Origin of the sequence: Ectobacillus polymachus (assembly GCF_048159605.1) — a bacterium.
GTDB classification, from domain to species: Bacteria; Bacillota; Bacilli; order Bacillales; family Bacillaceae_G; genus Ectobacillus; species Ectobacillus polymachus.
In genome coordinates this window covers 487,725-511,435 of record NZ_JBLREB010000001.1, presented here as the reverse complement: position 1 = coordinate 511,435, position 23,711 = coordinate 487,725, and the positions used below count along the sequence as shown (strand labels likewise).

Sequence of the window (23,711 nt, the reverse complement as noted above, 5' to 3'; positions counted from 1 at the left end):
GTTCTATCACCTTTTCTATGATTACTTTCTTGCAATCTCTCTGGCAACTTCATAAATAAGATCTTCCTGACCTCCGACAGCTTGCATTCTTCCTAGCTCTACTAAAATATCACGCTCATCGACATTGAACTTTTTCGCCGCTTCTTGTGTGAATAATAAAAAGCTAGAATACACACCTGAATATCCCATAATTAAACTAGATCCTGTTATTTCCTGCGGCCTTGGCATAAATTTCGCAACAATTTGATTGGCTACGTCCATAATCGGATACAGTTTCACATCGGTTTTGTAGCCTAAACGATCAAAAACAGCTGCCATAACTTCTGTTTGTGTATTTCCGCTTCCTGCCCCAAGGCAACGTAAGCTTCCATCTATATAGGTAGCCCCTGCTTCGACAGCAGCTATTGTATTTGCCATAGCCAGTGATAGATTGTTATGTCCATGGAAACCTATCTCGCACGATAAAGTATCCTTAAGCGCCTGTACTCTTTCTTTTACCTCATGAGGCAATAAAGCACCAGCCGAATCGGTCACATATACGATTTCAGCTCCATAGCTTTCAAATTGTTTTGCCTGTTCTACTAACTTCTCGATTGGCGCCATATGAGCCATCATAAGAAAGCCAACCGTTTTCATTCCGAGATTTCTCCCGAGTTCAATATGTTGTTTGGCAACATCTGCTTCTGTAACATGTGTAGCTACACGAACCATTTTCGCTCCTGCTTTTACTGCAGCTTCCAAATCTTCTTTTATTCCAATACCCGGCAGTAGAAGCACAGATATTTGGGCTTGGGTGCATTCCTCTGCTGCAGCTTCTATTAGTTTTAATTCATTTACTTTGGAAAAGCCATATTGCAAGGAAGAACCGCCAAGTCCATCACCATGGGACACCTCAAAATATTTAATTCCTGCCCGGTCTAATCCTTTTGCTACCTGACGAACTTGTTCTTCCGTAAATGCGTGCTTCATCGCATGACTTCCATCTCGTAACGTTACATCAACAATTTGAATGTCTGATGTCATCGGCCTACTCCTAACTTAATCATTTTTTTCGCTATTTCATTTCCCACTTTTGCTGCTGCAGCTGTCATAATGTCTAAATTTCCTGAGTAAGGTGGAAAGAAATCACCAGCCCCTTCAACTTCAATAAAGACAGATACCTTTTTTCCGTCAAATACTGGTTCTCCCCTCATCCGGTACCCAGGAACATACTCTTGAACAGAATGAATCATTTTTTCAATAGAAGCAGTTATTTCTTCTTCTTTTCCTTCTTCTATAAGCACATGAATCGTATCTCTCATAATAATCGGCGGTTCTGCCGGATTTAAAATAATAATTGCTTTCCCTTTTTTCGCACCGCCAATTTTCTCAATAGCACGAGCAGTTGTTCTCGTGAATTCATCAATATTTGCTCTTGTTCCAGGTCCTGCACTTTTGCTTGCAACGGTAGCCACAATTTCTGCATACTCAACCGGACAAACTCGATTGATAGCATAAACGATTGGAATGGTTGCCTGTCCTCCGCACGTTACCATATTTACGTTTGGTGCATCCAAATGCTCCTCTAAATTGGCTGAAGGAACAACGAACGGACCAATAGCTGCTGGCGTCAGATCAATTACTTTTTTCCCGAGTGCTGTAAGTAATTTACTATGGTCCTCATGCGCTTTTGCTGTTGTAGCATCAAAAACAATATCGACAAGCTCCTGCTGCTCTAATAAGCCGTAGATTCCGTTATAGATAACATGATAGCCTCGTTCCTTGGCACGCTTCATACCTTCTGAGGTCGGGTCGATACCAACCATGACACTCATTTCCAAACATTCACTTCTCTCGATTTTATACATTAAGTCTGTTCCAATATTTCCAGAACCAATAATTCCAACTTTACATTTACTCATTGCTTATTCCCCCTTTTTATTGAATGAAGCAGAAACCGTTCCGATATGGGCGAATTCAGCTGTAAATGTATCACCATGTTCAATCGGTACTGCTGCTGATAGTGCTCCTGATAATACCATTTCACCTGCGTGCAGTGAAATATCATATTTTCCAAGTGCATTCGCTAACCACGCGACGGCACGAATTGGGTTTCCCATAACAGCGGCTCCTGTTGCCGAATCTAAATATTTCCCGTTTTTATACACCACCATGCCAATATGTTGTAAATCAACATCTTCTAGTCGTGTTGGCTTACCGCCGATAATAACCTTGGCTGATGAACCATTATCTGCAACGGTGTCTTCAAAACGAATCTTCCAATCTTTGATTCTACTGTCGATTACTTCGAAAGCAGGTGCAATATAATCTGTAGCCTCTACAACATCGAGAATGGTAACACCTGGTCCTGTTAGCTCCTTTTTCAGCACAAAGGCAATCTCAAACTCCAGCTTCGGCTGAACAAGCTCATCTAGTGAAAGTGTGTCTCCGTCAAGGTGTACCATATCGTCTAGAATATGTCCGTAATCCGGTTCATTTACTTGAAACATATTCTGCATCACTTTACTCGTTAATCCAATCTTCTTCCCAACAATTACAGCACCATTTGTTACTTTCTCCCGTATTTGCTGTTGTTGAATATAGTATGCTTCATCTACAGATATATCTGGAAATATGTCTGTTAACGGATCTATTGGCTGTTTATTCTTCTCTGCTTCTAATAAACGCTCTGCGACCTCTTGAATGTTCACCCTGTAAACCTCCCTATCTAGATCCTTTTCTATTTATTTTCCAAACATGTATACTAGTTTTTGTTGAAGAGAAACGGGCATGAATGCGCTTGCAATCATGCCGTTTTCTCCTTTAAAACAGGAGATCATTTATTTCGCGTTTACCTTTGCGATATCAGGAGTCCCGTATAAGAAATACTCCTCTGGAAGCTGGGAACCGTACCAAATAATACCCTTCTCAAGCTCATCTTCTCTCCATGTAATTGGTTTCCAATCTGGATCAAAAATGAGGTAACCGCTATCTCCGAACAACTCGACACGGTTTCCACCTGGTTCAAATACGTACATAAAGTATGCTTGGCTAACGCCATGTTTTCCTGGTCCAGCTTCAATCACAATATCATTTTCAACTAGTAAATCAGCGATATCCATTAAATGCTGCGGGTATCCATACCAGTAAGCGATGTGATGGAAACGTCCTTTCCCTCCGCTTCTGTCCGCCATCAGTGCTACTTCATGTACGAGCGGGCTAATACTCATCCATGCACCGATTTCTGTTTCATCGTTTAACACAATATTTTCACGAAGTTTAAATCCTAATTGATCTGCCATAAAGTTCTTATTTTTCGTAACGTCGCTGCACATTAAATTAACATGATCCAGTCGTCTTGCAGGTACTCCTATATTTGGACGTTTTTGAGGACGGCTTTTTAGCTTTGTCTTTTGATCTTCTGGAGCTTGAAAATAATCAACATTCCAAAGAATCTCCATATTATGGCCATCAGGTGATTGGAATTGGTAAGCTTGTCCATGACCGAGATCACCCTCGATCCACCCCTTTCCATACCCGCTCTTTTCAATAGATTGCGCTCTTCGATAGAGAGCTTCTTCTGAACTTGCTCTCCAAGCAGTATGTGCCATACCTGCTTCCTTTGCTTCCGTAATCTTTAAAGTATGATGATAGAAGTCTTCGTACGCTCGAAGATATACAGATTGTCCTTCCGTAGCTGTCACCTGTAATCCTAGAATTTGCGTAAAAAATTTAAGCGTTTCTTCTGGCTTTGGTGAATACAATTCCACATGAGCTAATTGGGCAACATCAAAATTTGTCATAATAAAACCTCCTAGTTTTTTATTGTTAGTAATCTATTTCTTTTTAAAAGATAGATTGTTAGATGATTAGGATACGATCTCAGAATGTACCTTCCGAGATGAATACTCCAAAGGAATAACCACTTCAGGCTGTAATCGTTTTATCCATCCAATACGAATCGTTTGTCTGACTACTAAAGAACTGTTTTCGGATAGATGTAACCTACATGTACCTTGTTCATGTATGACGAAAGCCTCTTGCTTCCATGTCTTCTTCCTATTCGAAATTGTTACCTCATACATACCTGGGGCAGGGAGGAGATAACCTGGCTTCACTTGAACCATAGCTGCACCGTTACTTGCAAACACCTTACCTTCAATTTGATAATGGTTTCCTAAATAACGGTGGAGTTCCTCTACTCTTCCTGAACAAATCACTTTTCTTATTAAAGTTGAACTAATTTTTTCACCTTCAAGCTCAACCTTCTTTACCTTTATAACTTCTAGCATATTGTCAGCGTCATCCTTCATTCGATCCATATGCCCTTCCCCGCGGCAGCCATACGTAAAATCAAAGCCTGCGACAACATGGGTCACCCCAAAATCAAGAAGATACTTGTGTACAAATTGCTTTGGAGATAAGGACGCAAATTTAGGATCAAATTGAACAATATAAAATTTCGTAACACCTAGTTTTCGTAACACTCTTTGTTTATCTGCCATCGGCATTAAATATTGCACTGTTTTCCTACCTTTTGTGAGAACTTCTTTCGGATGCGGGTAAAAACTCATACACACGAGCGGCAGCTGTTTTTCATCGGCTACTCTCTTAGCAGTGTTTATTACTTGTTGGTGCCCCAAATGCACTCCATCAAAAAATCCTAAAGCCATTACACAAGGTTCACCTATAGAGAGATGGGAATTGCGGTCATGGTTGTTGACATGAATAACTTCCAAGTAAGCCCTCTCCTTTACGAAACAATCTCATCTGCAAGCAAGGAACGATATTTTCCGTTAAAGAATAGTAATGGTTCATGATCTTCAAGGTGAATATCTGTTACTTTACCGATAAAGAGGGTATGATCTCCTTCTACATGTTCACCTATGACGTCACATGTTACTTGAGCGAGAGCTCCTTTTAGCACAGACTGTCCGTTTAATGTATCAAAAAGAACTTCTCTCTCTTCTTTTATTTGTCCAGCAAAAATCATGGATAACTCCTGCTGCTGGGCTGACAAAATATTTACTGCGTATTTTTTGCTCTTTTTTATTTTTTCAAGCATATGTGCCTTCTCGCCAATTGAAACAACAACTAACTTTGGATGAAGGGAGACAGACATAAAAGCGTTCGCAGTCATCCCATGTACATTTCCATCCACTTCTGTTGTAATGACTGTTACTCCTGTAGCAAATTTCCCCATTGCACTTCTAAACGTACGATCATCCATAGTGGATTCTCCTTTTATTGTTTAATGGTTTCTTTTTCGGATGCATTCATCCAAGTGTCATTTGTCCAGCCGCTTAAGTCGTAGTCACTTAATGCAGAATCAACAAATGATTTAAATAAGGCTGCTGCTCCTGTACCTTCTGCATGCTTCAATGCCTCTAAGCGTATATTTTCGGAATTTCCTGCATAGTTAACTTCGTAAAGCTCATGACGTCCTCCAAACTCTGAACCAATTGCATCCCAGATCATCTTCATTAATTTCACTCGTTCCTCGGCATCAATGCCAGTTCCGCGATAGTATTTATCAAGATAAGGTCTGAGCTCTGGATTTAAGAAATCCTTCGCACTAGAAGGTAATTGGATTAATCCTCCAGCAATAACCTGTTCAAAAATATTCTTGACTCTAACCCAAGTCATAGGAGCTAGCACACGGTAAGCATTGCTGTAGAATCCGTTAGGAATCGCTACTCCGTTTCTTCCAAACTCCGGCTCTGTAGCCATTGCTGTTGTTAATCCCCAAAACATGTTGCGAAGGGCGAGCACTTCTCCAATATTTGCTTGAACTCCTCTAAATTTATTTGTGCCTGATCCCTCGGTAGCTTTCAGCAAGAGTCCTGCCATAAAATCAAGCTTTACTGCAAAACGTGTACAGCCATGGAAGGTAAAACGATTAAAGAAACCCGTTTCAACAAAGAATTTATTCGTTACATTCACATTTTTATAAGTCAGAACATTTTCCCATGGAATCAATACGTTATCTAATACAATAACCGCGTCATTTTCATCAAAACGGCTTGAGAGCGGATAGTCATATGGTGAACCCGTCATTGCTGCCTGTAATTCATAGGACTGACGGCTAATCATTTTCACTCCCGGTGCATTCATCGGTACGAAGAAAATAAGTGCGTGGCTTTGATCACCATCTCCTAAATCCATCGGCCCATAGTTAGATACAAAATTATAATGAGTAAGGGCAGCTGCTGTACCAACCATTTTGGCACCGCTTACAATTATTCCGTCATCACGTTCAGCAACGGCACGAACGAATACATCTTTATTTTCATGGAGAGGCTTCGAGCGATCTACTTGTGGATTTATTATCGTATGATTGATAAATGGAACATCTTTTGATGCTTTTCTATACCAAGCCCTTGCATTGTCCTCAAATCCTTCGTAATAGTCTGCGTAGGCATTCAAATGTGCAGTAAATGAGGCCTTATAATCAGGGGTTCGTCCCATAAAACCGTAGTTTAATTTCGCCCACCCTGCGATTGCATCTCTTGATTCAACAAGGTCTTGTGCAGTTTTCGGCGTTTTAAAGAATTTGTGTGTTTTATCTCCATATTCTGTTTCGGTTATCAAAGTTTTGCTAAATTCCTCATCATGAAGAGCATCATACATTCTGGCATACGAGCGAGCAGAGTTTCGGTAAGCTGGGTGAGTTGTTACGTCCTTGATCTTCTCTCCATTTAAATACACTTCTCTTCCATCTTGTAAACTTTCCAAATACTCTTTTCCGTTTAACATTCTTCTCCCCCTAATCTCATCCCATTTTTTAGAAAGTTTGAAAAGTATTGCTTGATTCCATGTTACGAATTTATCGAATTTCAAACAACAACACGAATTGTTTGAAATATAAGAATTTTCTATCATTTTCTGTTAGTATTTCTTGAGGGAAAAATAAAAAGGCCTCAATGATGAGGTCCTAAAAGGGAAATTCCATACAATGCAAGTGGTTTTCATCTATATATTATCAAGCACTAATGCACCTGTAAGAATTAAAGACTGGATTGATAATAATAACTGATGGTTATAAAAGGGATTTCTGAGATCCTTGCCAAGTAAGCTTTCAATTCTAGAAAGGCGATATCGTAAGCCGCTAAGTGACAAAGTGATATCAGCAGCTGTTTGTTCCAAATTTCCTCCGTTTAAAAGAAAGACGTAAAGAGTTTTTAGTAAATCTAAGCTTTTACTATCAAACTTCTCTATCAGTGGTTCCAGTATATGCCTAGCAATTCGTTGTATCTCATTTTTATTATTTTGATTAATTAACGGACCGATAACACCTAGCATGTCAAACGACATAACCTTGTTAGTACCTGTTGTCATTCGTAAAGCTGTAAGTGCTTCATTATAAGTGTCCGCAGCCTTTCCAATTTGATCCGCCTCTTTACTAATACCTGCACGAAAATGAGTGGAAAGAAAAGTATCGGAAAGAAAACGCAAATATTGATTACAGAAGCTTTCAATTCCTTCCTGATAGATGTAGCTTTTCATAACGAGCAAAACAACACTGCTAGCACGGTGGCCTATTATTATATTTTTGTTTGTAAAATATCTAGAAGTTGCTTCAAGCACCTCTTCATGAAAGGCCAGCTCTTTTTTTAAATTATTTTCCTGATTTTGATAGGTAACTGTGATAATCCAATAAGGCTCAGTGAGATCGAGATGAATAAAACTGCCGCGTCTTATGATTTCATCTTCCGTTTGTTCCCCCCTCAAAATTTCATCAAGAAAATGCCCCTTCATTCGCTGCGCTGCTATGAACTTTGTTTTCTCATTCAAAAGAAAAAGGGAACAAACAGAAGATATACGTTCTATTATCATTTGATGAGTATTCAAATCAATGGTTTGATGATCTATATAAATAAAAGAGCAATACCCAATAATTTTTCCTTGCAAGAATATAGGGGTAATCAGCCGACTGTGATGGTCTAATTTTATGAGCTTTGTTTGATAATAAACTTGTCTATTTTGTTCCGTCATCAGCTTCTGATTATCAAATTCTTCATTTATATCCTTTAATTTCGAAGAGGAAAGGCCTGCATTCGCTAGCAGTTTATGTTTCATATCCTCAACTAATACAGGTATAGATATGGCATCGTAAACGACATTTGCAATAGATTCCAGATCGTTTCCTTTTAAAATCTCCTCTGTTAATTTTGTGTGGATGGTATTCGTTTTCGTGAGATTATTCCGTTCCTCCAGAAGTTTTTCATAAGTCTCTTCCAATTCTTTTACGATTGGTGACTCCTTATAAAATTGAAGTTCATGATCGACTTCTCCATTCCAATAATCAAGTGATTTTCCCACCCAATTGCATTCATTGCTACCCGCTGCATGGCAGGATAATTCTTTAAAAATAACCGTCTGCTTGCAAATATAAGAAAGATATCCACTCGCATATCCGATTAACGTATAGCAAACGGGTGTTTCCGAAAGACCAAACTGCCTAAGATGCTCTTTCGCCTCATAGGAATTCTTCCAGGTTCCCTCCATATGTATCGATATTTTCTCATTTTCTGATTTCACTTCAAGTTTTGTAGACTTTGCTATTACATGTCCTTTCATCGTATGTAGAATGGGACCATATTCAATCACTTCTCTGATTGAATTCAAATTCTGCTTTTGGATTCTTTTTGCATCTTGCTGACCAAGCTCCCAGCCATAGCGGATTAAAAAGCCTTTCATCCTCTCATTCCCAATGTTTTTAATTAAATCTCTTCTAAGTGTCCCAAATGCGGAAATGGAAATTAAAATCGAGCGGTCGTCATCTATGTAAATGGTGCCATCCTCATGTACGTGCAAGTTTTCTACCAAATTACTTTTGATTATCATACCTCCACCACACTTTTTCATAATTTTAAAATACTTGATGTGATCATTTAGAATGAGCAGGCAATCATTGTTTCACACTTGAATGCGTTTTCATTTTTTCGCTAAGGGTTAAACCATTTATGATACCATTTGTTATATTTCCGCAGTATTCATTATTTTTCCTTCTCTCTTACACAACAAAAAAACGTTCATCATTTATTCCTAACATTCGTAATAGAATGATGGTAGACGATCTGTAAATGAAAAGATTGAAATCACGTAATGGCTGCTACAATAACGTATTCGCCATGAAGTGGGAGGAAGATGGATGCACCAAAGCGGCCGGAGAAAAAATTGGAACAGCTTTTCTAGCACGACTTCACATTCTCTATTAGATGTAAAAAATGAATTAAAGAAAAAAGGGAGAAATAAACAAACTTCTGTAGAAATGTGGGAGTTAACGGATGAAGAGAGAATGCTCATTCATACAATTAAAGAACAAACAAGACAACACAACAAAAATAATGTGACGCGAACGCAAGCTTATTATCAGTTTTATATCCGCCATCCAGAAATACATTGGGCACTACTAGGACATATGGTATCGCGTAATGGCGGTTGGAATATGACAGATTTAAAAGGTGAGTTATATACTAAACTCTTGTCCGAACAAGATCAACTTACCTTCTTTTCGTTTTTAGAACGAGGAAATTGGTTAATCTTCCAGGATGTGTTTCCACAATTTTTATTATATGAACAAAGTATCAAACGATCCAAAAAACTGTTTCATCTTCTACCTATACTCAATGTATCCACGTTTATGGAAACGATGTGGAACCATTTTTGGAGAACAGGCGACCCCTATACATTAGCTATTGCAACTGTTATTAATGAACAAAGCTATTTAGAAAAAAGGATCGTTCAAAATGCCCATTTTAAAAAGACCGTACTAAATAGTATGGGATTTAAACTTTATGATTTTTTTCGTTTTAATCATATTCTTTTTCCATTCTATAAAGATAAAACCGAACAAGAGACGATGCTAGTCGGTGATACGATGACGCATTTCACCTCCCTTCATGAACGGATTTTGCTCGGCAAGCGACTATACTCGCTGCTGTTTCGCCGTAAGAACATCTTAACAGGAGTAGTCGATTGGGCACAGGATCATCCACATACCGGTTCGCGAAAAGACTACTGGCAGCATTTGTTTAATGATGTAAACGAATCCTTCTCCCGCGCATTTTATAAACGACGGATAAAAAAATGCCAGTTAAGAAAAGGCGCAGATCGTTTATATAGTCCGCAATTACTATACGCGTGGAAAGATCTGAATCATGAAGAGGCGGAAAGCGTAGACTGGTTCGAAGATTGGCGCATCATTGACTACTTAATCGATAAGGGAGATCATACAGATGGGGAGATTTATGATGAATACTGCAAAACGCTTGAAAAAATTGAACTTGCCATTCTCGCAAAAAAAAATATCCTACTCCGAGAAGAAGCAGACGACGAGTAAGGCCTTTGTAGCTACTATTATTTTCTCTTGTTTCATCGGAACGTATTTAGACTTATTGTTTGTCGGGAGGCACTTGTATGCCTTTCCAGTAAGACCATTCCCAAATATATTTACCATTAATGTTGCTTTTACATTATTGATATTGCCTATTTTTACTACGCTCTTTTTATGGATTGCAAACATATTGGATACATTTTCAAGAATCCTATTTATCGTTTTGATTGGACTTTGTATAAGTATTTCCGAACAAATTACGGAGAATGTAGGATGGTTTACCCATAGCGATGCATGGCATCATTCTTATTCCTTTTTCGGATACATAATTTTCATGCTTCTATTATGGAAACTTTATCGATGGTTTCAATAACGTACGATGAATTTATTCATTCATTTTCTGTTTATAATGAGCTAATGCCAATAACGGCCAAATATACTCGTAACTATGATAATGGATATAGAACGCTCCTGCTACTCCCCTTCCTTTTGGATAGTTAGTCGTCCAATCTTCCTGCTTTTTGTCTACTAAAAACTTTACACCCCGTTCGATTTCAGGTGAAATTTTCATTGAGGCAGCAAGTAAGGCATCTAGCGCCCATGCAGTATGCGTACGTGTACTCACTCCTAATGGTACATACTTTTTTTCTAAATCACTTTTACAGGATTCTCCCCATCCACCATCCGCATTCTGGATTTCGTATAGCCATTTCACCGCCTTTTGCATGGCGGGACGATCCGATGACATTCCAATAGCGGACATGCCTGTTACGGCTGCCCAAGTCCCATAAAGATAACATATTCCCCATCGTCCATGCCAAGAACCGTCTTCTTTTTGATTGTGCAGAAGCCAGTCTACTCCACGTTTGATCATTTGATGATGCAAGTTCAATCGTGTGCTGCTTCCTAAAAAATGCAATGTCCTTCCCGTTAAATCAGCTGTCGAAGGATCAATTAGTAGGTCTTCCCCGCCCTCAATAGGCAACGATGTAAGAAATTGTTTGTCAACGTTTTTTTCAAATGCAGGCCATCCACCGTCTCTGTTTTGCATGGAAATAACCCATTTGATTCCAAGGTCCCATGATTTTTGATAAAGAGTCTGTTCTGTTGCAAATGTTCGAATCGCTCTTAGTGCAGCAGTTGAGTCGTCCACGTCAGGGTTAATCGTGTTAATGTTTGAAAATCCCCAACCACCTGGCTGTATATTTGGATTATGAATCGCCCAGTCACCGTATTTATTATGTTGGCGAGAAAGTAAATATTGATTCGATTTTTGAATGACCTTTGATGAAGAAGGAACGCCTGCTTCTTGCAAGACATAACTGATTAAAGCTGTGTTCCAAATGGTTGCTGTCGTATACTGGATATGAAGGTTCCCGTCAATTCGAGAAACCATCGACTTTAATCCCTGCACTGCACGGGTAATAACCGGATGACTTTTCAAATAGCCCCGAGCTAGTAAGGCAAATATCATTAGAAAAGTTGAGCTAAAATAACTGTATAACGTTCCGTCTGGCTCAATTCGCTCTACCATATATTGTTCTGCTCGTCTTTCAGCGTTTTCATGAAGCTCTTCGGGAATACCTTGAAGTGTTTGAATCCCTTGCATAATCATTGTTATAAATGAATGCCATCTGGCCTCTTCATTCAAATCTAAATCTTTAATAATGGTCATCTTCCTCTCCTGTAACAGGTCAGATAAATCCGGAGAATGTATTGTTTTCATGCTAAATCGATGGTTGGCAAGAATCAAAATCGGAGCAAGGTTCGATCTTGTGTACACAGACAAATCAAAAAAGTTGACCGGAAATGAACGCGGAAGGAGCATTACTTCAATGGGGATAAAGAAATCACTTGGCCAGGCGTATTGCCCTGTTATAGCTAATATCATTTTTGTTAACATTTGAGCCTTCGTAATTCCGCCCTTAGATAGGATAAATTGTCTTGCCATTTGCATTTCCTTTTCATGCTTATTTCGATATCCTGAATAAAGAAGAGCATAATATGCATCAATCGTAGCAGATACATTTCCCTCCTCCTCATCACGAAATAGCTTCCATGATCCGCTGCGCTCCTGTCTACTGCTAATTCTTTCTACTAAGGACTTGATTAATTCTTCATCATTAATTTCCAATGTTCGCAATAAGATGATCATATAACTGTCTGTAGAAATACCGGTCTCAAACGGATAGCGCCATGATCCATCCGGAGATTGATCATTACTTAATACATTCACAATTCGCTCGATTTCAGACTCCACCTTCATGCGCTACGATCCTCCCCTTATCAAAATATACCTTCCTATACATATTCTTTAACCCCCATGAAAATACATTGGAGATAGCATAGAAATTATTTATGTACTCAGATTTGTTGGTAAAAACGGCGTTTTCAAACAGGAGAATCTCTGGAGTTATTAGTGGTAAAAATACAATTATTTACCGTATGTATTTCCCCTCCTACTGGACAAATTATTTGTGTGGAGGTGATAATAATGAACCAAAATCAAATGAACAAAACATCTGCTGGTACTGATATACAACAAGTACGCAAGCAAAATGCTCAATCTGCACAAGGAACATATGCAACTGAATTTGCATCAGAGACAAATGTGCAAGAAGTAAAACAACAGAATGCTCAATCTGCACAAGCAAAAAGTGGATCTCAATCCTATCTTACAGAGTTTGCTCCTGAAACAGCAACAAATGTACAAGAAGTAAAACAACAAAATGCACAAGCAGAATCACGTAAAAGTCAAAACGTGAAACCTTAATAATCCTCTAAAAGAGAAGAGCTCTCCAAAGTATTTCAATACTTTGAAGAGCTCCCTTATTGTTTACAAATGAAAAAAAGACTCTACATATCTAAAAAACAGATTCCAAACTACGCTTTCAAACCATTCATAATAAATCCAACCATGTACTCGATTTCAACATCATCTTCAGCGATATAATCATCAGGAAGAAAGATAAATCGTGATGTGAAATATCCTCCTATAAAAGTTCCGAGCATTCTCATAATGGTTAATGTAGGAAGTTTTTTCAACTCTCCTTGTTCCTTGAATGTATCAACTACATTCCCTATGAACAGAAAGATATCCTTATTTACAAAGGATAGAAATTCCTTACGTAGATCATCACGATACAACAGTTCTTTTACTAATATTTTGAAAATTTCTCTGTTTTCTTTTATAAATTTCATTCGATTTTTTAATAATTCTCTAAGAAACATTTCAAAACTATCAAATTTCTTTGGTGAAAATTCATCTATTACTTCTTGCATTAATGCTGGCATTAACTCTTTTATAAAGGGAAGTAATACGGAAAGTAATAGATTATCTTTCGTTCCGTAATGACGAAAGATGGTCCCCTCTGCAACTCCTGATGCTTTTGCAATTTCACTCGTTGATGTGTTAGCATAGCCCTTTTCTGCAAACATCTTAATAGCTGTTTCTTCTATTTTCTTTTGCTTATCCGTCGTTTTCTTTGATAATTTTGTCTGCGAAATGATTTTATCTAAAATATTTTCCGACATTTCGTTCACCACCTTCGTATAAAGGTTTGACCTTGATCATTGTTTTCGATATTTTTTCATGACAAATACATTTAAGGTGATAAATACAACCACGAATAGGAGAAGTGTCATTATATCCCTACTTATATCACCTAATCCTTCACCTTTGTACATGACTCCTTTTATAGCATCAGCAGCATAGTACAGTGGCATCACTTTTCCTAACGAAACCAACCAAGCGGCCATTCCATTTAGCGGAAAAATTCCTGCAAAAAATACTTGTGGGATGACAACTAGTGGTATAAATTGTATCATTTGAAATTCAGAAGATGCAAAGGTAGATAAGAGTATACCTAATGATAACGCTACAAAAGCTACAATCAGGTTTACTAAAATTACATTCCATACAGAACCTACCAATGTAATATCAAGAACCTTTACTGCATATAGAACAACGATAATCGTTTGAATAACAGCAAATATTCCGTACCCGATTAAATAGCCAAATATAATTTCCATTCTGCGAATTGGCGTAGCCATTAAACGCTCTAACGTACCTGTCGTACGTTCACGTAACAAACCAATTCCTGATATAAGAAACACAAAGAAAAATACAAAGAATGCAATGAGTGCAGGACCTAATACATCGAAGAATGTAGTATCTTTACTTCCATACACATAGTGTGTGTCAATGCTTGGTTGTTTTATATTTGCTTGAACCATATTCACATTTTGGGCAGCTTGTGCTTGAGAAGCTATAGCTTGTGTAATCTTCATCTGCAATGCTTTGGCAGTGGAGGGATCATCATTTTTCAATGTCAATTTGAACTTGCCATCTTCCATTTGCAGGATTCCATCCAGGCCTTCTTTTTTAACAGTATCAGCGGTTACGGTACTTTCTTGCTTTACATCAATGTTGGCATTTTGCAACGTTTGGACAAGATGATTATCAATATTTGATACACCTAATGTTGGATTCGCGGTGGTACTGTTAAAAATAAAGTACATAAGTGATAAAACTAACAAAGGGGCAAAAAACAATAAAGCCAATGTACGTTTATCCCTTACCATTTCTAAAATGATTCGTTTGATTAAGGCTACTGTTCTCATTGATTTACACCTCCAGCCTGCATGAATACTTCCTCTAAACTGTTTACCTTATATAAAGCCTTTAATTCCTCTGGTGATCCACTTGTAATAATACGCCCTTCACGAACCATGGCTAGATTGTCGCACTTGTCAGCCTCATCCATAACATGCGTTGTAATAATAATCGTTTTTCCTTTTTCTTCTTTCAAACGTTTCAGCTCTTCCCAAATTGCTTTTCTTAATTCTGGATCAATTCCAACTGTAGGCTCATCTAAAATAAGAATAGCAGGATCCTGAATCAATGCAATCGCGAGAGATAAACGGCGTTTCATTCCCCCAGAATATGCAGATACTTTTTTTGATAATTCATTCGTAAGATTTACAACACCTGATGCATAGGCAATCCGAGATTTCTGTTCTTGTTTATTTAGTTTAAAAAGCGAAGCGAAAAACTTCAAATTTTCTTCAGCTGTTAAAGTTGCATACAAAGCATCCGATTGCGCCATATATCCGATTTCCTGTAAAACTTTAAGGTTAGGCATTTTGTTACCCATTACATAAATCTCACCAGCATTTGCCTTGTCCATTCCTACAATTAGTTTTACTATTGTAGTTTTTCCTGCTCCTGAAGGTCCGATTAATCCATAAATTTGTCCTCTCTCGATTTCCATATCAATATTTTCTAAAATGATCTTTTTTCCAAAATGTCTGCTAACATGATCAATCTTAATTGAAGAATCCATTTCTATTCGCTCCCCTCAAAATTGTGAGTGAGTACTCACATAAATTATATAATTCACTGAATTTTGCGTCAAGATACAATAGTATTTATCGAAAAGTAAAACCGAATCCAATCATAAATAATATGCGAAAAAAAGAAAAAGAGAGCTCGAAATGAGCCCTTTGATAGTTCGTCAGTTCTATTTAAAAAACTAGTCATTTAATACTTAACCTCATAAGGATTCCCACTCATTCTCCTTCTTATTTCATCCGTAATCTCGAATGATTTTGTTACGGTAATTTCATTATTTGTACTAAAGTCAATCTTAATACTTCCATCAAAATAGATAGGTTTTTGTTCCAACATTTTCACTCCTTTCTTTTTTATTCCCTTGAATCGAATGCATGTTTTAGCATTGTAACAACCTACAAATTATCAACAAAAATACACCACTTATTAGTGGTGTATTTATACATACTATGCATGACTTCCTTCTTCAGACGAAAATTAAACGTATGCAACTATCTAACTTTCCGAATGATCCAAATTGGACTATATAGGAGCAAAAAACTAATCAGTAAGATTCCTTCTACCGACAAAAGATACCATGGCCACGGACCGAGATAATTCAAAATAGAAGAAATCTCAGGTTTTCTCATTAAATACATATAATTTCCATTTACTTCCTTATTAATTAAAAATACACATCCAGCGTACAAATTCACAATAAGCAAGCTTATCCATAGAGAGAGAAATGTCGGTTTGTACTTCTCGACCGCTAGCATAAAAATACAGGCAAGAATAACGCCGCCATGAGAAACGAAAAATTCAAGATAGCGAAAATGCGGAAAGGAATAGATACCTAGGTCTGGCGTTAGAAGTGCTTGTATGGAACTGCCTATCCCGGCAAAATATAAAAATTCAAAAATACGGAAATTTTTTGTTAGTAGCATAATAATCGCAAGGAAAATAGAAATGTCGCTTAGATGAAGAGGTAAAGATAAGCCAAGGGACCAAATATGAAAATAAAACAGCCAAACATGATAACCTATTTCCGCAAGAATTAATAGGAAGGCTAATGAGTAACAAAATAAACGATTCCATTTGCTCCTTTGAAATAAGTTACGTAAAGCGAATACACCTACACAAAGCAAACCAATAACTACTAATGTTACAAGATGTTCTTTTGAAAACATTTGAAAAGGACCATAAGCATAATCCTTTTGGAAGTAGTTCTGCATCATTTCACCCCGTTTTAGAAACCTACCTAATACACTTATTTTGGCTTATATCGCTATTCTTTTATTCAGTTCTATTACGTATTACAAATCATCTGCTTATGTATTGACGCTGTAATACTGACCATATAAAAAAAAGAGTTAATAAAAAAGGGGAATCTCGTAGGCTTCTGTGGCTGTAATCTGCTGAATAATGGATTTAGTTATTATCAAAAAGGTCAACCATTTGTTTGCTTGTCCGAATCTGACCGATCCTAGGGAAGATGTATTTACAAACATAATCATGCTCTTCTTTTGTTGAAGCTGTCATTGCATCTTCTACGAAGATTTGCTTATAGCCATGTTGATATGCTTCTCTAGCTGTAGTATCAACACCAATTCCAGTCGAAATACCACATAGTACAATCGTATCAATTCCACGGCGACGTAACTGTAAGTCAAGGTCAGTACCATAGAATGCTCCCCATTGTCGTTTGGTGATCTCATGAACATTGTTCATATTTTCTAATTCGGGTACGAAATGATCCCAGCCTTTTGGTAATTGTACCGGGTTGATTTTTAAATCTGTATTTGGCTTTAACATATCTTTTCCATCAACAGATGAGACTCTTACAAGAACTACAAATGCGCCCTTCTCCGTGAATGCACTCACTAATCTGCTCGCATTCTGAACAACCTGCGCACCAGTATAAGGGGAATGTTCTCTGTTTACAATTCCATTTTGCAAATCTATCACTACAAGCGCTGTTTTTTCTGCTTTTATTAATTCATTTTCTGGTGATTTTAAATCTTTCATTTTCTTTTCTCCTATTCATTTTACTTTTTGCAATACCATAACCGTATCATAGTTTACCACAAGGCCCAAAAAGTTCACCATAAGATATGGTTGAATGAAACAACTATATTGTTACTCAATAAAAAAAACAGGAATGACTCCAATATAGGTCATTCCCGTTTTTACTACTATCTATTGTTAATATCCCCTATTATTCATAACGCAGCGCCTCGATTGGATTCAATTTAGAAGCTTTTCTTGCAGGATATACTCCAAATACGATTCCAACGAGAATAGACGTTCCAAATGAATATAGAATAGGAGCAAGGGTGATGGACGTTGCGATATTGCCTACCTTCGTAAGTAAATCCGCTACACCGATTCCAAGCCCGATTCCAATAAGTCCACCTAATACACTAAGTGTTACAGCTTCAATTAGAAACTGCTGCAGGATGGCTCCTCTTGTTGCCCCAACTGCTTTTCGGATGCCGATTTCCCGTGTACGTTCCGTTACTGAAACGAGCATGATGTTCATGACTCCAATTCCGCCAACTACAAGGGAAATAGCGGCAATACCAGATAATAATGCTGTCATTACAGATGTAACTCCTTGCGCCGTACTTAAAATTTGCGTTTGTGAACTGATTTGGAAATCATCATCACTTTTTGGAGTTAGATGATGCTGCGAACGCAAGGTTTGCTCGATTTGAAACTGTGCTGTATCCATTTTATCAGCAGAAGTTGCTGATACGAAAATAGAGCGAACTTTCGATTGATCAAATAAGCGATTCATACCAGTTGTTATCGGAACAATAATACGATCATCGTTATTTGTTGATCCTTGGCTTCCTTGGCTCTGCAGAACACCAATTATAGTAACCGGCAAATTATTAATCTCAATCGTTTGTCCAATCGGATTCGCGTTCTCATTGCCAAATAAATTGGCTACGACCTGTGGACCAAGTACGGCTACATTTGCTTCTCCTTGTACTTCATAGCGGGAAAAGAATCGTCCGGAACGAATCGTCAAGTTTCGAATATCCGCATACGAATCTGATCCAGCTTCAATTGTAGTCGAATAACTTTGATTTTTATAGACAACTTGCCCTTGTTTACTTGCAAAAGCTGATACTGCGCTAATGCCATCCTTACCTTCTAATGCCTTCGCATCATCTATGCTCAAGTTTTGCAACGATCCAGCTCCTAATCGAACATTTCCTTGCTGCGCTTGTCCTGATGTAATAATAAGCAAATTGCTTCCTAGACTATTAACCTGCGCAGCAACGTTTGCAGATGCTCCTTCTCCAATCGCAACCATGGATATAACTGCTGAAACACCAATTATAATACCTAGCATCGTTAAAATGGAACGAAGTACATTGGTTCGTAAGCTGTTTAAGGAGATTTTTATGCTTTCGAGAAATTTCATTGTAAAACCTCCGCTTCCCGCTTTCCAATTCGTCGATTCGTTACCGGTTCGTCACGCTCGATTTTCCCATCACGAAATAGTATGATGCGTTTTGCATATTCTGCTACTTCGCGTTCATGAGTAACCATGATAACCGTTTTACCTGCGTCATTTAGCTCTTGGAAGATGCTCATAATTTCAATACTCGTTTTGGAATCAAGAGCACCGGTTGGTTCGTCTGCGAGTAAAATGACAGGATCATTAATTAAAGAGCGGGCGATAGAAACACGTTGCTGCTGACCTCCAGATAGTTCACTCGGCTTATTTAATAAACGATTGCCTAGCCCAACACTTTTAAGTGCCTTTTCAGCTCGATCTCTACGTTCATGTTGAGGAACCGTGGAATAAATCATCGGAAGCTCAACATTTGCAAGAGCACTTTGTCTAGGCAATAGATTGAAGTTTTGAAAGACAAATCCGATTTTTCGGTTACGGATAAATGCTAAGCCATCGTCATCTACGTCTGAAACGGGAAACTCTTGGATGAAATATTCACCTGATGTCGGTTGGTCTAAGCAGCCAATAATATTCATCATCGTTGATTTTCCTGAGCCGGAAGGTCCCATTATGGCGACAAATTCTCCCTCCTGCACAGAGAAATTCACATTATGCAAGGCATGAATCGTTTGTCCACCTAGCTCATACGTTTTTTGAATATTTTTCAGTTCAATGACGGTTTTCATATTAGTTACCTCCTCGGCTGCCGCCACCGCCGGCACCACCGCCGCCGAAGCCACCGCTACCGCCGCTGCTTCTACCACCAGAGCTATTGCCTCCGCCAAATCCAGATAATCCGTTTGTTCCATTGGTTTTATTGGAATTCGCATTCGGATTGCTTAAGATGATGGCTACCTTGTCTCCTTCTTTTAATCCAGACGTAATTTCAACTTTATCCGTACCATAATATCCAACCGTTACAGCTTGGAATCGTAAATTGGATGGAATATTTTGTCCATGGCCGCCGCTTTGTCCGTTACCGGTTTGAGAAGAATCCGAAGATGCCGAACCATCTGTATTTTGAACATACACACCATCTTTGCCATTTTTACTTTTCAAAGCCATAGACGGAACGTACAGAGCATTTGGATGATCCCCAACCTGTATCGTTACATTTGTGGTCATACCAGGTTTGAGTAGATTATCTGTATTATCCACGGAAAGAGTAACATCATAAGTAGTTACACCAGATGTTGTAGTTGCCTCAGGCGCAATGGTAGTAACCTTCGCATTAAATGTTTTACTATCAACAGCACTAGTAGTAACCGTTGCTTTCATATCATTTTGCACCTTACTAATATCACTCTGACTTACTTGTGCCGTAATTTTAAGCTGACTTGTATTTGCGTCGTCCATCACAATTAATGCCTTCCCATTCGTGGAAGTATCGCCTACGGCACCATTTACTTGTACAATGACGCCATCTATCGGTGCTTTAATCGTTAATTTATCTAACGCCGCTTGTTGTGCCTGCAGCGCTGTTGAAGCTTGGTCAACTGCTGCTTTTGCAGTTTGTACATCAGCTGTCTTTGGTGGCTCCTTTAATTGATTCAATTTCGCTACTGCCAAATTATAATCTTGCTGTGCTTGCTGTGCTGCATTATTTGCTTGATTGAGATCACTTTGAGTCATCTTTTTTGCATCAACTTGTGCTTGTGTATCACTTAATTTCTGCTGTGCACCATTCAATGTAATTTGCGCTTTACTCACACTAATTTGCTGCTGATTAATATCATCACTAGTGGCACCTTGATTTACTGTATTTAATTTCGCTTGTGCAACTGTAAGATTTGCTTGGTCGTTTGCCAGCTTACTCTTAGCATCCGTATCGTCCAATGTTGCAAGTACCTGTCCAGCCTTTACTTGATCACCTACTTTTACATTGATAGCAGTCACTTTAGTAGCACTGTCTCCATTTAAGGATACTTGCTGTGCTGCCGCAACGGTTCCAGAAGCCGAAATCGTTTCCGCTACATCTCCCTTTTGAACGGTAACATATTGAACTCGCGCTCCCGTGTTACTTTGTGCACTTGTTTTTGAATATACATAATATGATACCAATCCAATTACAAAAACAGCCACAATGCTAATGATTAAGACTCGTTTTCTTTTTTTAGGCTTTAAAGGTATTTCATTTTGCAATGCTAATTCAGACATGAGAGGCCTCCTATTCACTGCTATGCAGTTAATGAAACTTTTTTGTATCAGGAAATATCACCTAGTAATCTACCGATTACATTCTTCATTTCCACTTGGTTTAACAGTGAACCGGTATCTGGTTCAGCATCCCCTCCTTCAAGTAACCAGTTTGTCATAAAAAAATAATTAAAATTTCAAGTATATATTATCTATAAATTCTTAAGTTTTGCTTAAGAATTACATAGATTGCATCTTGACAAAAACTAATATAATTAGTTAATTTAATAATATAATTAGTTTTAATGTTAAGGATGATCTAGACAGATGTTTTTATTGGAATATCACTATGTATTCTTATAGATTTTGGGACTTCGTAGACTTTACTGCTTTTATTCAGACATTAAAAATAATGCATTTGGAAGGAGGCATGTACGCATGGCATCTACATTTAGATTTGTAGGCGGTTCTATTTCAATTTTATTAGGGGCTCTTTTACTTATCGGTCATATTATAAACCTTGGTGTTGGTACGATATTAGGAGAGACGATGATATTAACATCCCATTTGCTTATGGTTTTTGCATTTTTCGTACTCTATGAGGCACAAAGTGAAGAAAATAGTATTCTTGGAATGTTTGGTATGCTTACGGGGATTATTGGTACCATCCTTGTTACCGCTATTGTTCTAGTAGAAATTGCAGGAATTTCGGGAGCTTCTATAGACGCAGTTTTTGCAGCGAATGTTCCACATGCTATTCATTCATTTGGTCCCTTACTTTTTGTACTTGGAATGATTCTATTCGGTATTTCTGTGGCCCGTGGAACAACTCTTCCTCGAGATGGCGGCTATTTACTCATTATAGGAACGGTTATTTTTGCTGTAGCAAGTCTTGCAGGAAGTGCCGAAGATATCTTCAGCGTAATTGGTGCAATTATTACAGGCGGAGGATTTATTCGATTAGGATTATACCTTATTAAAGCTTCCCCTAAAGAACAGAATTAAAAAACACTCACAAAGCTCCATTTTATATCGAAACTTTGTGAGTGTTTTCGTGTGCTAAGAATTCTTACGTTTAAATCCGCAGCTATTACGGAATTGGATCCCAATTAAGCTTCCTAACATAGCCATGACCATCCATACCCATCCGTGTAAACTAAAGGATGCAACTCCTGAAAAATAGGCACCAATATTACACCCAAAGGCAAGACGAGCGCCGTATCCCATTAAAATGCCGCCAATGAATAGACCAACTAACATCTTAAATGGATACGAACGAAGACTAAAACGGATTGCTTTACCAGAAAGTGCTACTGCTAATAAAGCCCCTAGCATAATACCTATATCGGATACGGTTGTACCGTCATGAAAGACACTCGCATGCAGAGCAGCTGCATTCGGTACACTCTGCCAATATCCCCAAGTTTCAACAGGAACTCCAATAGCTCCAGCTATCTTCGAACCCCATAATGCAAATGCAGATGTGATTCCCCATGGTTTTCCAGCAATAAGAAGAAAGGCAATTCCTCCAATTGCTAGTGCAATCGTTCCTGTCATCCAGGACCATGGACCATGAAGAAGCGTATTAAACGAGAACGGTTCATTGCCAAATACTGTTTCAAGTTTGCCATAACGGCGACGCTCTACGAGAATGGTAATGAGAAAAACAATGGCAATGATCAATAAATTAAGTGCGAGTCCACCTACCGTACCAAACGATTGAATGAAGGAAATAGGCTGAAGATGCGGTAAGTTAGCCCACCATGTAAAATGGGCACTACCAATAACCGACCCGATGATAAAACCAACGAGGGTAATAACCGAACGTGCATCGCCGCCGCCAAGATGATAAAGCGTACCGGAGGCACAGCCGTCTCCCATCTGCATCCCGATTCCAAATAGAAAAGCGCCAAATAGAAGAGACACCCCTACTGGTGATACGGATGCTGCGATAGGATGACCAAACATCGTTCCCTTAAGTAAAAATGGTAAAAATAATAGATTCGTAATAACAAATAGGATCATTTGTGCACGTATCCCTACACCTTTTTTATCGCTTAAAAAGTAGCGAAATGAACTTGTAAAGCCATAATGTGCATGATATAACGCCAATCCTAAAAACCCTCCGAGCACATACAACGCAGACTGTTTACTTGAAAATGCATTACCTAACCAAATAGCTCCAATAACAAATAGAGTAACAGTAATGAAAATAATGGCTTGATTACTTTTTGGAACTATACCACTTGATTTACTTGGAATTGTTTGCGAAGCATTTGCTGAATTTGACATATACATCTCCTCCTTTACTAAAAGAATAGTAGCATTATAGCATATTATTCATTTATATCCAACGTTACCAATAGGTTTTATTTAAATAATTTATTATTTCTTGTGTGCAAACAAAAAAGGGTACTCTTTCGTTTTAGAGATACCCTTTTTTGTTTACTATCTTG

At 38.2% G+C, this 23,711-nt stretch carries 23 protein-coding genes; 4 read left to right on the top strand and 19 right to left on the bottom strand.

The window, feature by feature from the left end; genetic code table 11:
- Positions 1–21 precede the first annotated feature (21 nt).
- The 8 genes from dmpG to ACM5BR_RS02495 all read right to left on the bottom strand — a co-directional run bounded on the left by dmpG (position 22) and on the right by ACM5BR_RS02495 (position 8,826).
- Positions 22–1,023, bottom strand: coding sequence for a 4-hydroxy-2-oxovalerate aldolase (dmpG, locus tag ACM5BR_RS02530; RefSeq protein ID WP_416825617.1), 1,002 nt, complete (start codon positions 1,021–1,023; stop codon positions 22–24).
- Positions 1,020–1,901, bottom strand: coding sequence for an acetaldehyde dehydrogenase (acetylating) (locus ACM5BR_RS02525; RefSeq protein ID WP_416825616.1), 882 nt, complete (start codon positions 1,899–1,901; stop codon positions 1,020–1,022). Before ACM5BR_RS02525 ends, dmpG begins: the two co-directional genes overlap by 4 nt.
- A 3-nt stretch (positions 1,902–1,904) precedes the next feature.
- Positions 1,905–2,690: a 2-keto-4-pentenoate hydratase gene (locus tag ACM5BR_RS02520; RefSeq protein WP_416825615.1), complete on the bottom strand. Its 786-nt coding sequence runs from the start codon at positions 2,688–2,690 to the stop codon at positions 1,905–1,907.
- Between the two features lie 129 nt (positions 2,691–2,819).
- Positions 2,820–3,782 carry a catechol 2,3-dioxygenase gene (locus ACM5BR_RS02515; RefSeq protein WP_416825614.1) on the bottom strand — a complete coding sequence of 321 codons (963 nt, stop codon included), beginning with the start codon at positions 3,780–3,782 and terminating at the stop codon, positions 2,820–2,822.
- Positions 3,783–3,848: 66 nt separating this feature from the next.
- Entirely contained in the window at positions 3,849–4,718 is an 870-nt protein-coding gene (locus tag ACM5BR_RS02510; protein ID WP_416825613.1) for an adenylyltransferase/cytidyltransferase family protein, read from the bottom strand.
- A gap of 14 nt (positions 4,719–4,732) precedes the next feature.
- Positions 4,733–5,209, bottom strand: coding sequence for a flavin reductase family protein (locus ACM5BR_RS02505; RefSeq protein ID WP_416825612.1), 477 nt, complete (start codon positions 5,207–5,209; stop codon positions 4,733–4,735).
- 14 nt (positions 5,210–5,223) lie between these two features.
- Positions 5,224–6,735 carry a 4-hydroxyphenylacetate 3-hydroxylase family protein gene (locus ACM5BR_RS02500; protein WP_416825611.1) on the bottom strand — a complete coding sequence of 504 codons (1,512 nt, stop codon included), beginning with the start codon at positions 6,733–6,735 and terminating at the stop codon, positions 5,224–5,226.
- A gap of 216 nt (positions 6,736–6,951) precedes the next feature.
- Positions 6,952–8,826 (bottom strand): XylR N-terminal domain-containing protein, encoded by a 1,875-nt coding sequence (locus ACM5BR_RS02495; protein ID WP_416825610.1) that lies wholly within the window; start codon positions 8,824–8,826, stop codon positions 6,952–6,954.
- A gap of 307 nt (positions 8,827–9,133) precedes the next feature.
- On the opposite strand from ACM5BR_RS02495, the gene ACM5BR_RS02490 reads away from it, so the two are divergent.
- Positions 9,134–10,324 (top strand): DUF2515 domain-containing protein, encoded by a 1,191-nt coding sequence (locus ACM5BR_RS02490; protein ID WP_416825609.1) that lies wholly within the window; start codon positions 9,134–9,136, stop codon positions 10,322–10,324.
- Positions 10,221–10,691 (top strand): CBO0543 family protein, encoded by a 471-nt coding sequence (locus ACM5BR_RS02485; RefSeq protein ID WP_416825608.1) that lies wholly within the window; start codon positions 10,221–10,223, stop codon positions 10,689–10,691. Before ACM5BR_RS02490 ends, ACM5BR_RS02485 begins: the two co-directional genes overlap by 104 nt.
- A gap of 12 nt (positions 10,692–10,703) precedes the next feature.
- On the opposite strand, the gene shc is transcribed toward ACM5BR_RS02485, so the two are convergent.
- On the bottom strand, positions 10,704–12,584 hold the full coding sequence (gene shc / locus ACM5BR_RS02480) for a squalene--hopene cyclase (RefSeq protein WP_416825607.1): 1,881 nt from the start codon (positions 12,582–12,584) through the stop codon (positions 10,704–10,706).
- A 228-nt stretch (positions 12,585–12,812) separates the two neighbouring features.
- On the opposite strand from shc, the gene ACM5BR_RS02475 reads away from it, so the two are divergent.
- On the top strand, positions 12,813–13,091 hold the full coding sequence (locus ACM5BR_RS02475; RefSeq protein ID WP_416825605.1) for a gamma-type small acid-soluble spore protein: 279 nt from the start codon (positions 12,813–12,815) through the stop codon (positions 13,089–13,091).
- A 110-nt stretch (positions 13,092–13,201) separates the two neighbouring features.
- Here ACM5BR_RS02475 and ACM5BR_RS02470 read toward each other — a convergent pair whose 3' ends face one another.
- The 9 genes from ACM5BR_RS02470 to ACM5BR_RS02430 form a co-directional block, all read right to left on the bottom strand.
- Positions 13,202–13,852 (bottom strand): TetR/AcrR family transcriptional regulator, encoded by a 651-nt coding sequence (locus tag ACM5BR_RS02470; protein WP_416825604.1) that lies wholly within the window; start codon positions 13,850–13,852, stop codon positions 13,202–13,204.
- A gap of 36 nt (positions 13,853–13,888) precedes the next feature.
- Positions 13,889–14,941, bottom strand: coding sequence for an ABC transporter permease (locus ACM5BR_RS02465; RefSeq protein ID WP_416825603.1), 1,053 nt, complete (start codon positions 14,939–14,941; stop codon positions 13,889–13,891).
- Positions 14,938–15,663: an ABC transporter ATP-binding protein gene (locus ACM5BR_RS02460; protein ID WP_416825602.1), complete on the bottom strand. Its 726-nt coding sequence runs from the start codon at positions 15,661–15,663 to the stop codon at positions 14,938–14,940. Before ACM5BR_RS02460 ends, ACM5BR_RS02465 begins: the two co-directional genes overlap by 4 nt.
- A gap of 197 nt (positions 15,664–15,860) precedes the next feature.
- Positions 15,861–16,004 (bottom strand): hypothetical protein, encoded by a 144-nt coding sequence (locus ACM5BR_RS02455; protein ID WP_416825601.1) that lies wholly within the window; start codon positions 16,002–16,004, stop codon positions 15,861–15,863.
- A gap of 158 nt (positions 16,005–16,162) precedes the next feature.
- Complete coding sequence (locus tag ACM5BR_RS02450) at positions 16,163–16,882, bottom strand: YwaF family protein (protein WP_416825600.1); 720 nt, start codon at positions 16,880–16,882, stop codon at positions 16,163–16,165.
- A 196-nt stretch (positions 16,883–17,078) separates the two neighbouring features.
- Positions 17,079–17,675, bottom strand: coding sequence for a hydrolase (locus ACM5BR_RS02445; protein ID WP_416825599.1), 597 nt, complete (start codon positions 17,673–17,675; stop codon positions 17,079–17,081).
- 190 nt (positions 17,676–17,865) lie between these two features.
- Positions 17,866–19,083, bottom strand: coding sequence for an ABC transporter permease (locus ACM5BR_RS02440; protein ID WP_416825598.1), 1,218 nt, complete (start codon positions 19,081–19,083; stop codon positions 17,866–17,868).
- Positions 19,080–19,805 (bottom strand): ABC transporter ATP-binding protein, encoded by a 726-nt coding sequence (locus tag ACM5BR_RS02435; RefSeq protein ID WP_416825597.1) that lies wholly within the window; start codon positions 19,803–19,805, stop codon positions 19,080–19,082. Before ACM5BR_RS02435 ends, ACM5BR_RS02440 begins: the two co-directional genes overlap by 4 nt.
- 1 nt (position 19,806) lies before the next feature.
- Complete coding sequence (locus ACM5BR_RS02430) at positions 19,807–21,276, bottom strand: efflux RND transporter periplasmic adaptor subunit (RefSeq protein WP_416825596.1); 1,470 nt, start codon at positions 21,274–21,276, stop codon at positions 19,807–19,809.
- A 417-nt stretch (positions 21,277–21,693) separates the two neighbouring features.
- On the opposite strand from ACM5BR_RS02430, the gene ACM5BR_RS02425 reads away from it, so the two are divergent.
- Complete coding sequence (locus tag ACM5BR_RS02425) at positions 21,694–22,260, top strand: hypothetical protein (protein ID WP_416825595.1); 567 nt, start codon at positions 21,694–21,696, stop codon at positions 22,258–22,260.
- Between the two features lie 54 nt (positions 22,261–22,314).
- Here the strand turns inward: ACM5BR_RS02425 and ACM5BR_RS02420 are convergent, their stop codons facing one another.
- Complete coding sequence (locus ACM5BR_RS02420) at positions 22,315–23,547, bottom strand: YeeE/YedE family protein (protein WP_416825594.1); 1,233 nt, start codon at positions 23,545–23,547, stop codon at positions 22,315–22,317.
- Between the last annotated feature and the right edge of the window lie 164 nt (positions 23,548–23,711).

Coding starts and splice junctions, on each gene's coding strand:
- dmpG (WP_416825617.1), bottom strand. CDS start 1,023: ATGACATCAGACATTCAAATTGTTGATGTAACGTTACGAGATGGAAGT.
- ACM5BR_RS02525 (WP_416825616.1), bottom strand. CDS start 1,901: ATGAGTAAATGTAAAGTTGGAATTATTGGTTCTGGAAATATTGGAACA.
- ACM5BR_RS02515 (WP_416825614.1), bottom strand. CDS start 3,782: ATGACAAATTTTGATGTTGCCCAATTAGCTCATGTGGAATTGTATTCA.
- ACM5BR_RS02505 (WP_416825612.1), bottom strand. CDS start 5,209: ATGGATGATCGTACGTTTAGAAGTGCAATGGGGAAATTTGCTACAGGA.
- ACM5BR_RS02500 (WP_416825611.1), bottom strand. CDS start 6,735: ATGTTAAACGGAAAAGAGTATTTGGAAAGTTTACAAGATGGAAGAGAA.
- ACM5BR_RS02495 (WP_416825610.1), bottom strand. CDS start 8,826: ATGATAATCAAAAGTAATTTGGTAGAAAACTTGCACGTACATGAGGAT.
- ACM5BR_RS02490 (WP_416825609.1), top strand. CDS start 9,134: ATGCACCAAAGCGGCCGGAGAAAAAATTGGAACAGCTTTTCTAGCACG.
- ACM5BR_RS02485 (WP_416825608.1), top strand. CDS start 10,221: ATGGGGAGATTTATGATGAATACTGCAAAACGCTTGAAAAAATTGAAC.
- shc (WP_416825607.1), bottom strand. CDS start 12,584: ATGAAGGTGGAGTCTGAAATCGAGCGAATTGTGAATGTATTAAGTAAT.
- ACM5BR_RS02475 (WP_416825605.1), top strand. CDS start 12,813: ATGAACCAAAATCAAATGAACAAAACATCTGCTGGTACTGATATACAA.
- ACM5BR_RS02470 (WP_416825604.1), bottom strand. CDS start 13,852: ATGTCGGAAAATATTTTAGATAAAATCATTTCGCAGACAAAATTATCA.
- ACM5BR_RS02465 (WP_416825603.1), bottom strand. CDS start 14,941: ATGAGAACAGTAGCCTTAATCAAACGAATCATTTTAGAAATGGTAAGG.
- ACM5BR_RS02460 (WP_416825602.1), bottom strand. CDS start 15,663: ATGGATTCTTCAATTAAGATTGATCATGTTAGCAGACATTTTGGAAAA.
- ACM5BR_RS02450 (WP_416825600.1), bottom strand. CDS start 16,882: ATGCAGAACTACTTCCAAAAGGATTATGCTTATGGTCCTTTTCAAATG.
- ACM5BR_RS02445 (WP_416825599.1), bottom strand. CDS start 17,675: ATGAAAGATTTAAAATCACCAGAAAATGAATTAATAAAAGCAGAAAAA.
- ACM5BR_RS02440 (WP_416825598.1), bottom strand. CDS start 19,083: ATGAAATTTCTCGAAAGCATAAAAATCTCCTTAAACAGCTTACGAACC.
- ACM5BR_RS02435 (WP_416825597.1), bottom strand. CDS start 19,805: ATGAAAACCGTCATTGAACTGAAAAATATTCAAAAAACGTATGAGCTA.
- ACM5BR_RS02430 (WP_416825596.1), bottom strand. CDS start 21,276: ATGTCTGAATTAGCATTGCAAAATGAAATACCTTTAAAGCCTAAAAAA.
- ACM5BR_RS02425 (WP_416825595.1), top strand. CDS start 21,694: ATGGCATCTACATTTAGATTTGTAGGCGGTTCTATTTCAATTTTATTA.
- ACM5BR_RS02420 (WP_416825594.1), bottom strand. CDS start 23,547: ATGTCAAATTCAGCAAATGCTTCGCAAACAATTCCAAGTAAATCAAGT.